At 42.0% G+C, this 13153-nt stretch carries 11 protein-coding genes; 8 read left to right on the top strand and 3 right to left on the bottom strand.

Annotation, left to right across the window (positions count from 1 at the left end):
• Positions 1-46 precede the first annotated feature (46 nt).
• Positions 47-892 (bottom strand): mechanosensitive ion channel family protein, encoded by an 846-nt coding sequence (locus tag BLR82_RS03065; protein ID WP_074597520.1) that lies wholly within the window; start codon positions 890-892, stop codon positions 47-49.
• 228 nt (positions 893-1120) lie between these two features.
• On the opposite strand from BLR82_RS03065, the gene BLR82_RS03060 reads away from it, so the two are divergent.
• The 7 genes from BLR82_RS03060 to BLR82_RS03030 all read left to right on the top strand — a co-directional run bounded on the left by BLR82_RS03060 (position 1121) and on the right by BLR82_RS03030 (position 9653).
• Positions 1121-1663 (top strand): peroxiredoxin, encoded by a 543-nt coding sequence (locus tag BLR82_RS03060; RefSeq protein WP_074597519.1) that lies wholly within the window; start codon positions 1121-1123, stop codon positions 1661-1663.
• Between the two features lie 94 nt (positions 1664-1757).
• Positions 1758-2210: a redoxin domain-containing protein gene (locus BLR82_RS03055; protein ID WP_074597518.1), complete on the top strand. Its 453-nt coding sequence runs from the start codon at positions 1758-1760 to the stop codon at positions 2208-2210.
• Positions 2211-2724: 514 nt separating this feature from the next.
• Entirely contained in the window at positions 2725-4476 is a 1752-nt protein-coding gene (locus BLR82_RS03050) for an ABC transporter ATP-binding protein (RefSeq protein ID WP_074597517.1), read from the top strand.
• Between the two features lie 14 nt (positions 4477-4490).
• On the top strand, positions 4491-6335 hold the full coding sequence (locus BLR82_RS03045; protein ID WP_074597516.1) for an ABC transporter ATP-binding protein: 1845 nt from the start codon (positions 4491-4493) through the stop codon (positions 6333-6335).
• Between the two features lie 236 nt (positions 6336-6571).
• On the top strand, positions 6572-7903 hold the full coding sequence (locus BLR82_RS03040) for a cytochrome ubiquinol oxidase subunit I (protein ID WP_074598250.1): 1332 nt from the start codon (positions 6572-6574) through the stop codon (positions 7901-7903).
• Positions 7900-8913, top strand: a complete 1014-nt coding sequence (locus BLR82_RS03035) for a cytochrome d ubiquinol oxidase subunit II (RefSeq protein ID WP_074597515.1) — start codon at positions 7900-7902, stop codon at positions 8911-8913. Before BLR82_RS03040 ends, BLR82_RS03035 begins: the two co-directional genes overlap by 4 nt.
• Positions 8914-8984: 71 nt before the next feature.
• A complete protein-coding gene (locus BLR82_RS03030; RefSeq protein ID WP_074597514.1) occupies positions 8985-9653 on the top strand; it encodes a potassium channel family protein in 669 nt (222 codons plus the stop codon).
• Positions 9654-9893: 240 nt separating this feature from the next.
• Here the strand turns inward: BLR82_RS03030 and rnjA are convergent, their stop codons facing one another.
• Both rnjA and BLR82_RS03020 read right to left on the bottom strand, forming a co-directional pair.
• Positions 9894-11561: a ribonuclease J1 gene (rnjA, locus tag BLR82_RS03025; RefSeq protein ID WP_074597513.1), complete on the bottom strand. Its 1668-nt coding sequence runs from the start codon at positions 11559-11561 to the stop codon at positions 9894-9896.
• A gap of 3 nt (positions 11562-11564) precedes the next feature.
• A complete protein-coding gene (locus BLR82_RS03020) occupies positions 11565-11774 on the bottom strand; it encodes a DNA-dependent RNA polymerase subunit epsilon (protein ID WP_074597512.1) in 210 nt (69 codons plus the stop codon).
• Between the two features lie 514 nt (positions 11775-12288).
• Between BLR82_RS03020 and BLR82_RS03015 the strand changes: the two genes are divergently transcribed.
• The gene (locus BLR82_RS03015; RefSeq protein ID WP_074597511.1) at positions 12289-13062 is read left to right on the top strand and encodes a Cof-type HAD-IIB family hydrolase; all 774 of its coding nucleotides are present in this window, start codon (positions 12289-12291) and stop codon (positions 13060-13062) included.
• Positions 13063-13153: the final 91 nt, after the last annotated feature.

Below are 13153 nucleotides of genomic sequence, written 5' to 3'. Positions count from 1 at the left end.
AGAGGCTGGCTTCTTTCTAAACAGAAGCCAGCCTCTTATCGTTTCCTCATTTAGGTTGTTTGTCTACGTTAACCTGGTGGGGATATGGAATATCAATGCCAGCTGCATCGAATTCTTCTTTAATCCGTTTTCTTAAATCGCGTTCTACTTCCCATTGCATCATGTTTTCCGTTTGGCCGAGAACCCGGAGAACGATATCAGAGGATCCAATGCTTTGCACACCTAAAACGTCCGGCCCTTCTGCAAAACGGGCATCATTCTCCCGGAAATCATCACAAATCCGTTGAAGTACACCCATAGCTTCGTCAATACTGTCTTCGTAACTGATTCCAATATCAACTAGTGCTCGCATGGTGCCGCGGGAATGGTTGCTGACACTGGAGATTTCCCTATTGGGAACGAAGTTCAACGTCCCATCGAAGCTGCGTATTTTGGTTGTCCTTAATCCGATTTCCTCGACGATTCCATCGAAACCGCCCAAGGTAACATACTCATCCACTTCCACCTGCTTTTCCAGCAACAGAAAAAATCCTGTTACGACATCGCTGACAAGTCCTTGCGCACCAAAACCGATTGCAAGACCCAGAACACCAGCGCCAGCAAGCAAAGGGCCGATCGGGATTTCGAAAACACCGAACAGCATAACGATGAATAAAAAGATAAGCACATACGAGTAAACATTGATCAGAAGCTTTTCCAATGTTTTTATCCGGCCTTCAGAAACTTTTTCCCTTCTTCCCGCTCCGGAAAGAGTTTTCGTAATGATTTTTTTTCCGAGTGGTGCGGCAATCATGAACCCGATGATCAACAGGATGATTTGTAATCCGTAGCCGATAATCAGTTCGAGGAGTTTTCCGAAATCCAATGATAAGCCTTCTTCAAAAATGTCCATATTATGTCTCCTTCCTATGTAAGATAGATTAAAAGAAAAAATGGCTGTTTGCAACTGAACAAGCAGCCTTCTCCCTTATTTTTAATATCTTCGGGCTTTTTAAGGATTTTTTGACAATAAAAACGAAATGAATAAATTTTTGACTGAAAAACGTTCCTCCTTTATAATGTTTTTTGTGAATCAACACGTAACGTTGAAATATAGAAAAGCAATGTGGAGGGATTACATATGGCAGAACGTATGGTTGGAAAACAGGCTCCTAGGTTTGAGATGGATGCCGTACTATCTAATAAGGAATTTGGAAAGGTATCTTTAGAAGAAAACATGAAAAACGATAAGTGGACAGTGCTTTTCTTCTATCCAATGGATTTTACTTTTGTTTGTCCGACAGAAATCACCGCGGTTTCGGACCGTTTCGACGAATTTGAGGATTTGGATGCAGAAGTTGTCGGTGTTTCCACTGATACGATCCATACGCATTTAGCTTGGATCAATACCCCGAGAGAGGATAACGGTCTTGGTGACCTGGAATACGCGTTAGCCGCTGATACCAATCATCAGGTTGCTCGTGAATACGGCGTACTGATCGAAGAAGAAGGGGTAGCGCTTCGCGGATTGTTCATCATCAGCCCTGAAGGGGAATTGCAGTATCAAGTAGTTAATCACAATAACATTGGCCGCGACGTCGATGAAACACTTCGTGTCTTGCAGGCCTTGCAAACTGGCGGTCTTTGCCCGGCAAACTGGAAACCTGGTCAAGAAACATTGTAATTTGGTTCCGTGAAGACTTAGCGGGTCTAACACTTCGTGTTAGACCTTTTTCACGACATAATCGCTTTTTGGGCAGAAGAAGGAGGAAGATGGAATGAAACTGAGAACACCGATGCCTGAATTAGAAGGCGCTACGGAATGGCTTAATGGAGAAGTAACGAAACAGGACTTGGTTGGGGAAAAGCCGACTTTAATCCATTTTTGGTCTGTAAGCTGTGGTCTATGTAAAGAGGCTATGCCGAATGTTAACGAGTTTCGTGATGAATACAAGGACGATTTAAACGTCATTGCTGTTCACATGCCACGTTCCGAGAAAGATTTGGATTTGGAACAGATAAAAGAGGTGGCCGAAGAACACGGAATTTCCCAACCAATTTTTGTTGATAACAAACATGCCTTGACCGATGCTTTTGAAAATCAATATGTTCCTGCATATTATGTATTCGATGCAGAAGGGAACCTGAGGCATTTTCAAGCCGGTGGTGGCGGTATGAAAATGTTGCGCAAGCGTGTCAATCGTGTTTTGGGTCAAAATGAGAAGAAATAATACGGAATGTCTAACAGCAGGAGGATGGGAGCAATAGCTCTATTCTCCTGCTTTCTTTGTTTTCTGCACTTAAGCAATGCTGATACGGATATGGGATGCTTTTGAATTTTTCTTAAGAGACTTATCCTCTATTAAAGCTTTGTGTCTAAATAGTAAACACTCTTCTTCCCAACTTACACGGAAACAATCGCTAGTCCTTCTTATAGGTAAAGCAAAAAGGCATGAAAGCATGCAGGTAACGGTTGAAAATGCAAGTCCCTTTTCCAGAGAAGCCCTGCTTCTTTTGCAACTTAATTGTTTATGGATCTTTCAGCTCTAACAGAGTGATCGTATATATTTTACGATGTTAAAACAGTGATAAAATGGCTCTGCTTCATTGAGAGGAGGAGAAGAATTTCGGCAATTAGCAGCCGATTAAAAATTTTAAAAAAATTGAGTCAAATGGGTGGAAAAATATTTCGTTACCCGATATATTTATACATACGTGAAAAAATCATCAGGAGGAGGGATAGTCTTGGATACTTTTAAAAAGTTAAAACAATATTATTGGCCATTTAAAAGATTGTTTTTTGCTTCCTTGTTTTTCGTCATGCTGGTTACGGCAATAACAGTCATTTACCCGGTGGTATTGCAATTGACCATCGACAATGTCGTATTACAGGGCCAATACTCGTTGATTCCGTATTTATCAGTGGGATTTATACTGATAATGGCCGTAAAAGGAGTAGCAAATTTTTCTCAGCAGTACTTAGGAGAATTGTTCGGTGTTAAATCTGTTTACACATTAAGGGATAGTTTATATCAAAAATTGCAAAGGCTTTCGTTTACTTATTATGACAACGCTAGAACAGGGGATCTAATGTCCCGTTTGACAATGGACGTGGAAGGTTTCAAATTTTTCCTTGCTGCTGGTTGTAAGGAATTGATCAAAGTAGTTTTGTTGATGGTTCTGAGTCTGAGTGTCATGTTTTACTACTCCGTTCCTTTGGCTCTTGTAACAATGGCTGCTATGCCGTTTCTGGCAATTGTTGTTTATAAATTTGATCGGCGTGTTCATCCTTCCTTCCGGAAAATCAGAAAATCGATGGGAAGGCTTAATACAAGAATCCAGGAAAATGTCAGCGGAATGAATACGGTCAAGTCGCTTTCGAAAGAGGATTTTGAAATTTATCGTTTTACCGATAAGAATGATAATTACAAAGATAATTATATTGCCACCTCTCATATTTGGGCTCGTTACTTCCCGCTCATGGAATTTATCGGGAATATCTGCATGGTTGCATTGCTCGCTTACGGTGGTTATTTGGTCATCAGCGGGTCCCTTAGTATGGGCGCTCTCGTGGCTTTTTTCAGCCTTGTCAATTATATACTGGGCCCATTGATGCAGCTTGGATTTATCGTTAATATGTTCTCGCAGGCGAAAGCTTCCGGGGAACGGTTATTGGAAATCCTTGAGGCCGAAGAAGACATTCAGAACATCGAAAATCCCGCAGAAGTTCAGCGATTGCAAGGCCATGTTACGTTTAACCATGTGACACTTACCTATTCAGAGGATGATGACTCTGCTCTAAAAAATATATCTTTCGACGCACCTCCAGGAACCGTGGTTGGTTTAATCGGAGCGACAGGTGCAGGTAAAACGAGTATTACTCAGTTGATTACACGCTTCTATGAACCGGAAGCGGGGGAAGTACTGGTGGACGGAAGAAAAGTGGAGGAATATGATTTTAAATCACTGCGCCGCAATATCGGTTTTGTCTTGCAGGAGTCTTTTTTATTTTCCACTTCTATAAAAGAAAACATTGCATACGGCAATCCTAATGCCAGCATGGATGAAATTGTGGATGCGGCCAAGCGTGCACAGGCACACGATTTTATCATGGAAATGCCTGCTGGCTATGAAACCATGCTTGGCGAAAGAGGAATGGGACTCTCCGGAGGACAGAAGCAACGGATTGCAATTGCCAGGGCCATCTTGATTGACCCGAGCATTCTAGTATTAGATGATGCCACCTCGGCAGTCGATATGGAAACAGAGTTTAAAATCCAGAAGGCGTTGAAAGAAGTGATGAAAGATCGAACTACTTTCATCATCGCCCATCGAATTTCTTCTTTAAAACATGCAGACGAGGTGTTGGTCCTAGAGGATGGGGAAATTGTTGAACGCGGCCGACATGAAGAACTGTTGACGAACGGAGGACCGTATCAGCGGATCTACGATATTCAATACCAAGATAAACAAGAAATCATGAGTGCTACAAAATAAAAGGGGGGAATAGTATGGCAAAAACAATGGCTAATCAGCCCAAGCAAAGCAGGCACCTTAACCGTTTCTATTATCCGTTGGACCAGGCAGTGGAGAAACCTTTTAACTGGAAACAAATGCTTCGCCTATTGGGATATGTAAAACCATACACCGGAAAACTGGTTCCAGGCGCGATTATCGCCATGTTTATTTCCACGCTGATCAGAATGGCCGTGCCTGTTCTGATAGGGAAAGTGGCGATTGATATAGCGATAAAAGATAAGGATACCGGCTTCTTGACTTACCTTGTCATTGGTATATCGATTTTGTATTTAGTGAGTTATCTTGCAAACACTTTTCGGATAAAATGGGTTAACATACTTGGGCAGAATGTGATTTACGATTTGCGAAGGAATCTCTTCTCTCATGTTCAGCATTTGTCCCATAATTTTTTCGATAAACGTTCTGCCGGTTCGATTCTTGTCCGGATTTTGAACGATGTAAACTCGCTACAAGAGTTATTTACAAATGGAATCATCAACCTGTTGATGGATGTCGTCATGCTAATCGGTATCGTAGTCATCTTATTTGTGCTCAGCCCTCCGCTTGCGTTGGCAGTCATGGTCGTATTACCAATCATGTTTTACATCTCAACAAAGCTGCGGCGTAATATTCGACGTGCGTGGCAGGATGTCCGGATTCAGAAATCGAGGCTGAATTCCCATTTGAATGAAAGCATGCAGGGAATCCGGATTACGCAGTCTTTCTCGCAGGAAGAAGAAAATACCGAGTTTTTTAATGGTGTAAATACGGATAACTTTGAAAGTGAACGACTGGCTACGAAAAAAAGTGCTTACTTCGGTCCATTTGTCGAAATGAGTAACGCGATTGGTACCGTTATTCTCATCTCCTATGGATCGCATTTATTATTGCTGGGGGAAGCAAACGGCGGAATCGAAATCGGTACGTTTGTTTCGTTTGCCTTTTTCCTCGGTATGTTTTGGGAGCCGATTTCACGTCTTGGACAGATTTATAATCAATTACTGGTTGCAATGGCATCTTCGGAAAGAATCTTTGAATTTCTCGACGAACAACCGAACGTTGAAGAGAAACCGGATGCGAAGACGATTGACAAGATGAAAGGTCATATCGAATTTGATAAAGTACAGTTTTCTTACGATGAAGACCGGATTGCTTTACACGAAATTTCTTTAGAAATGAAACCCGGCCAGACCGTTGCACTAGTAGGGCATACCGGATCCGGGAAATCGACGATAGCAAACCTGATCAGTAGATTTTACGATCCTACCAAAGGTGCTGTGAAAATAGATGGAAACGACTTGCGTGATTTAAAACTTGATAGTCTGCGAAAGAATATCAGTGTCGTGCTTCAGGATACCTTTATATTTTCAGGTACCATCATGGAGAATATCCGGTTCGGTAGACCGGATGCTTCAGACGAAGAGGTATTTGAAGCGGCAAAAGTAGTCGGTGCGGATGAGTTTATCCGCCGGCTGGCCGATGGATATCAAACGGAGGTCGAAGAAAGAGGAAACATTTTATCAGCTGGTGAACGACAATTACTGTCTTTTGCTCGGGCATTGTTGGCGGATCCGCGAATACTGATTTTGGATGAAGCGACGGCAAGCATTGATACGGAGACAGAAATGAAAATTCAACAGGCTTTACGCAAGTTGTTGAAAGGACGTACGGCCATCATGATTGCGCACCGTCTCTCCACAATAAGAGAAGCGGACCAGATCATTGTCTTGCAACACGGGAAGATCTTAGAAAAAGGCAACCATCAGGAATTAATGCAACGACGCGGAGAATACTTCGACTTGGTTAAATCACAATTTCAAATGTTGAATACACTATGATACAAAAGCTGCCCACGAACGAGTGGGCAGCTTTTGTATTATTGGCAAAGCAGATGCATATAGTGGGAAAAGTCGTCTGATTTCATATTCACAAATCGTTCAGCATGGAAACGGGTGTGATTTTCCTGTTTATCCCTGTCCTGTAAAGGAAAATAAAATTAGATAGAGTTATATCTGTCAGGAATTATGGAAGAAACAGAAAGGGAGGATGCGGTTTGTTTGCTGATAGTGTAGCGATGAGCAGAGCGTTGACATCGATGACGCTGGGCTTTCATATAATATTTGCTACCATAGGGGTCGGGGTCCCGTTGATGGTATCGATTGCAGAATTTATCGGGATAAAAAAGGGGGATGCGCATTACATCCTGCTGGCTAGAAGGTGGACACGAGGTTTTGTAATCACCGTCGCAATCGGAGTGGTGACAGGTACTGCAATCGGCCTTCAGTTGTCTTTATTATGGCCAAGCTTTATGCAAATAGCCGGCAACGTCATCAGTCTTCCGCTATTCATGGAAACTTTTGCATTCTTTTTTGAAGCTATATTTCTGGGGGCATACTTATATACTTGGGATCGTTTCAAAAACCCATTTTATCATTGGATATTATCCATACCTGTCATCATCGGTTCGACTATGTCAGCCGTATTTATTACGACGGTAAATGCGTTTATGAACGCACCGCAAGGTTTTGAATTAAACGGACGAACCATTACGTCCATTGATCCAATTGCTGCTATTTTGAATCCGGCGACACCTGCCAAAGTTTTTCATGTGGTAACCTCCGCTTATTTGGCATCTGCCGCTATACTGGCTGCCATTACTGCGTTTAACATATTGAAGAAAAGAACCAATCCGTACTATAAAAAAGCGTTGAAGCTTACGATGATATCCACTTTGGTTTTTGCACTCGCCACTGCTATTGCAGGGGATGTATCCGCCAAATATTTAGCAGAACACCAGCCAGAAAAACTTGCGACTTATGAATGGCATTTCGATACGGAAAGAGGTGCCGATTTATTATTGTTTGGAACGCTAAATGAGGAAAATGAAGTAGAGCATGCCATTCGTCTGCCAAACTTTTTAAGCTTTCTTTCTTTTGGTGATTTCAATAGTGAAGTGACAGGATTGGAGGAATTCGATGAAGAATTGGTACCTCCATTATGGATCCATTATTTGTTTGACGGAATGGTAACGCTCGGCATGTTTGCCTTGGGAATCGCCATGCTTTATTTGATTTCACTGCGAATCCGCCGCTGGAACGAAGAGCATCCGCTGCTTTTATGGCTGATTATTATTAATGGTCCGCTCGCCATGCTTGCAATTGAATTTGGCTGGATTCTTGCTGAAGTGGGTCGCCAGCCATGGATTTTGAGAGGTTATATGAAGGTGGCAGAGGCCGCGACGACCTCTCCACACGTTGGCTGGATGTTTTTACTGTTTTTAGGATTATATATCATTTTGGGGGTCATCGGTGTCCGAGTTTTGAGAAAGCTTTTCAAAAACAACCCGGTGGAATTAGAACTTGAGCAGCGATTTCCTCACATTGCAAAAAAGGATGATGGCCAATGAGTTATGAAATGATAGGAATTATCGTCCTGTGGCTGTTTCTTTATGGCTATTTGATTGTGGCATCGGTTGATTTTGGTGCAGGATTCTATGCGTTTTATGCGAAACTGACCAACAAAGACCATATTATCAACCAGTTGATATCCAGATACCTTTCACCCGTATGGGAAGTGACCAACGTTTTCTTTGTCTTTTTCTTCGTTGGTCTTGTCGGATTTTTTCCTGATACTGCTTATTATTACGGTCAGACCTTGCTGATACCTGGCAGCATTGCTATTGTATTACTGGCTGTAAGGGGCTCCTTTTATGCATTTGAGAATTATGGGTCGAAGAAAAGCAATCTCTATATGTTTCTGTATGGCGCCACCGGACTTCTTATTCCTGCATCTTTGTCGACAGCGATGACTATCTCGGAAGGTGGTTTCATACAAGAAACGGGAGAAGGGGTTGTTTTGCTTACCAGAGAATTAATTACAAGTCCCTATTCCTGGAGTGTTGTGTTCTTGGCGATTGTTTCTGTGCTTTATATCAGTTCGGCGTTTCTTAGTTTTTATGCAAACCGGGCGAATGACCGAAAGGCATTGGAACTTGTCAGGAAATATGCTCTGTTTTGGAGCTTTCCAACCATTATCGCTTCTTTGACTACATTTATCGCACTCAGCCAGCATAACATCGAACACTATCAAAATATGATTGATTTATGGTGGATGTTCGGATTGTCACTCGCTTTCTTTTCTGCTGCAATGTGGTTCATATACCGGGGCATTTACTATGGATGCGCATTTATTTGCGTGATGCTGCAATTTTTCTTTGCCTTCTTTGGATACGGAGCAGGTCACCTTCCATATTTGTTATATCCATATGTGACCGTGGAGCAGGGGGCCACCCATGAGGCGATGGGGCTTGCACTGGTGATTGCATTTATATTAGGCTTGCTATTATTGATCCCTTCCCTGTATATGCTGATGCGCATGTTTTTATTTGATGCAGATTATGTAAAAGGGAAAAAGTAGCTTTCCCCTGCCTCTTCGTCAGGAAATATGGTAAAATGATGAAAGCAGTGATTAGATATGGAGGAAGAGTCATGGGTAGAGAATTCGCAGTCATCGGACTTGGCCGCTTTGGAGGAAGTATTTGTCGCGAACTTAGTAAAGAAGGAATGCATGTATTGGCAATCGATTTGGCTGAAGATAAGGTCAATGAGTTTAAAAATATTGCTTCACATGCAGTTATTGCTGATACGACAGATGAAAAGGTGTTAAAAGAATTGGGAATAAGGAATTTTGATCACGTGATTGTCGCAATTGGTGACAATATTCAATCCAGTATTTTGACGACCTTGATGCTGAAGGAATTAGGAATTAGTAAAATAACGGTCAAGGCCCAAAACGATTACCATGAAAAAGTATTAAATAAGATTGGTGCAGACCATGTTGTCCATCCAGAAAGGGATATGGGGAAAAGGATAGCCCACAGCATGATTTCCAACAATATTCTTGACCACTTGGAATTATCAGATGAATATAGCATAGCGGAAGTGAAGGCTGGCAGGAAGATGAGTGGAAAAACGTTGATTGATTTGGATATTCGTGCAAATTATGGCTGCAACGTCGTAGCCATTAAACAGGCTAAAGATATTAATGTATCACCAATGCCGGACGAAGTGATTGATCATGATGATGTATTGATTGTCATTGGAGCAGATAAGGATATAAGCAGGTTTGAAAAACACTTGGTTGTAGATGAGGACTAAAAAGGAAAACGCCATTAAGTTAATAGTGCCAAAGTAAACAACAACGAACGGTGATTCGAAGTTTAAGCATTCGAATCCGTTCGTTGTTTTACTTATATAGAATCTGTTAACTTCGGCTTTCTGTCTAATGTCGTGGTATGAGCAGGATGTAGTGTAACATAATGCTTTTCTAAATTCATATAAGTAAAAACGGAGACTGACCAGCAGTTGAAATAAATGCGGTCAGTCTCCGTTTTCTAATTAAACTTCCATAATGATTGGTAAGACCATAGGCTTCCGTTTCGTTTTTTCGTATAGGAAAGGGGCAATTGTATCGGTAATCTCATTTTTGATTTCCGACCATTGTGTTGTCCGTCTCTCCATTACTTTGTTTAAATGTGCTGAAACGAGTTTTTGGGCCTCTTTGATAAGATCTTCTGATTCCCTCATGTACACGAAACCACGGGAAATAATGTCAGGACCTGAGGCGATTTTGAACTCTTTCATATTGATACTAACGACTACCATGACTAAGCCTTCTTCTGAAAGAATACGACGGTCACGGAGAACAATATTTCCGATATCCCCGATACCACTGCCGTCAACATATACGGATCCGGAAGGGATTTTACCGGCTACCGCAGCATTATCTTTGCCAAGCGCCAGTACATCACCATTATCCATGACAAAACAATTTCCTGGATCAATATCACATGCGTTGGCCAGTTTTGTATGTTCTTTCAGCATTCTGTATTCTCCGTGTATCGCCATAAAATACTTAGGCCTGATAAGGCGCAGCATCAGCATTTGTTCCTGTTGGCTGCCGTGTCCCGAAGTATGAATGTCATTTAATGGTCCGTGGATGACATCCGCACCGGCCCGATAGAGCATGTTGATCGTTCTGCTGACGCTTACGGTGTTTCCAGGGATTGGAGAGGAAGAAAATACAACCGTATCGCCAGGGATGATTTGAATTTGCCGGTGCGTTCCATTGGCTACTCGGGAAAGGGCGGCCATTGGTTCGCCTTGGGATCCTGTGCAAAGAATCGTCACTTCATTTGCCGGAAGTCTGTTAAGCTGATGAGCATCGATAAAGGTATCCTTAGGAGCTTTAATATATCCAAGCTCCTGACCAATATTGATGGACGCTTCCATGCTTCTGCCGAAAACAGCCACTTTGCGGTTGTGCCGCACGGCTGATTCGACTACCTGCTGGAGCCGGTGGATGTTGGAAGCAAAGGTGGCGAAAATCAATCTGCCGCTAGTTCTTGCGAAAATATCGCTGATGCTTTCCCCTACTACGCGCTCGGACTTGGTAAAACCAGGTACCTCACTGTTTGTACTGTCTGATAATAAACAGAGAACACCTTCTTTGCCGATTTCGGCCATCTTTGCCAGGTTTGCTGGTTCTCCTACCGGTGTGAAATCAAATTTGAAGTCTCCGGTATGAACGATGTTTCCTGGGGGTGTCTTGATTACGATTCCATAGGAATCAGGGATGCTATGAGTGGTTCTGAAAAAGGTAACTGATGTTTTACGAAATTTAATGACGTCGTCTTCTTGAAATGCATTTAACTTCGCATTTCGCAAAAGACCATGCTCGTCCAGTTTGTTTTTGATTAATCCAATCGCAAGTTTTCCAGCATATATTGGGACATTGATTTGCTTCAGCAGATATGGAATCCCGCCGATATGGTCCTCGTGTCCGTGGGTAATGAATACCCCTTTGATTTTATCTTGGTTTTGCACTAGGTAGGTATAGTCAGGAATGACATAATCAATGCCCAGCAATTCATCTTCGGGAAATTTTATACCCGAATCCACGATGATAATCTCATCCTGGAATTGAATTCCATACATATTTTTGCCGATTTCTCCAAGCCCGCCAAGTGCAAATACGGCTGTCTGATCATTCTTTACGAACTTCATTGACTAAACCGACTCCACTTTGTAATCAGGGGATTGTTTTTCATATTCCAAATGTGTTTCATCAAGTTGCTGGATAAACTCGATATTAATGTTGCGACTGGCTAGTTCTTTTCTAACTTGTCTTTCTGATTCAGCTTCAAAGTATAAGCTTTTCGTGCGCTCCCGCACTGGTACTTCTTCCGGTAACTCCTGGTAAAGTACTTTATATACCATAAAATATATCTCTCCTTAATGATGTATTACCAGTTATATCCTTTTTCATAGCGTGTTTATTTTCAGTAACAAAAAGTAATCAAACGCAGCAGGGTTTTCACTTAGCGGCAATCATTTTCAAATGTACTAGGTACGCCTTTGCGACCGCGTCCTAACAGACCTTTCCATTGTTTTTTCAACTTTTCCCTCAAACGTTTTAACATTATTACATACAGCTCCTTTCCTTATACACAAAGAAAAGCAACAGAAAAACGTTTACCGATCCAATCCCTATTAATTTATAGTATAGTATGAAATGGCAAATATTGAAATAGAAACGCGCTTCTAAATTTATTTTTTTCTGTTTCAGCCGAATTTTCTTGAGTTTTTTGCTGCCTCGTGTAATGATATTTTTTACTGAACGAGTCAACTTATACTAGCTTAAAGCAGAAATGCTTATTTATTGTGAATCCAATGATAAGCGGAGCGCCGCATCAATCGGCAGCTGTTCAATATGGATCTAGGGGGAAGAAAAATGGTTGATAAAATTGTGTTTCTCGATATAGACGGAACCATCGTAGATCATGAAAAAAAGATACCGGCAGAAACCAAACAAGCAGTGAAGTCGCTAAAGGAACAAGGGGTTTATGTTGCAATTGCGACAGGAAGAGCTCCTTTTATGATTGAAGATATTCGCAGAGAATTGGATATCCATTCATACGTCTGCTTTAACGGCCAATACGTCGTTTTCGAAGGCGAAACTGTTTACGAGCATACGTTGACGGTAGAGCAGTTGAACGCTCTCTCTAAAAAAGCAGAACAGTCTGGACATGCCATGGTGTTCATGAACCATGAAGGGATGCGGGCATCCGTTAAGGAGGACCGATTCATTGCGGATAGTCTGTCCAGCTTAAAGTATGCATACCCGGAAGTGGATCCGGACTACTTTTATAAAAAGCAAATATATCAGGCATTGTTGTTTTGTGAAGATCAAGAAGAAAAATTGTATCTGGACAACGATGATTCTTTTACACTCATCCGATGGCATGACTACTCCTGTGATATTTTGCCTGGAGGAGGATCTAAGGCTGTCGGTGTGGAAAAGCTGATCGAGGCGAGTGGACTTAGTCGTGCAGAAGCATATGCATTTGGTGACGGTCTCAACGATATTGAAATGATAAAACACGTTGGAACAGGGGTTGCAATGGGGAACGCAGTACCAGAATTGAAAGCTGTGGCAGACCATGTTATCGGAAATGTTGATGAGGCAGGTCTCGCAAAAGGGCTGATGCAAATCGGCTTGTTGTAGCTTTTTAAAGAGTGATCTGATCTTCTATTTGTGCTGCATCACCGTTGCTATGCGTATGGTAAGAGCTTTCCAAAAGTGTAAAGAGCCGTCG

The sequence above is a fragment of the Sediminibacillus halophilus genome (genome assembly GCF_900103695.1).
Classification (GTDB): domain Bacteria; phylum Bacillota; class Bacilli; order Bacillales; family Amphibacillaceae; genus Sediminibacillus; species Sediminibacillus halophilus.
This window is presented reverse-complemented; position numbering and strand designations above follow the sequence as displayed.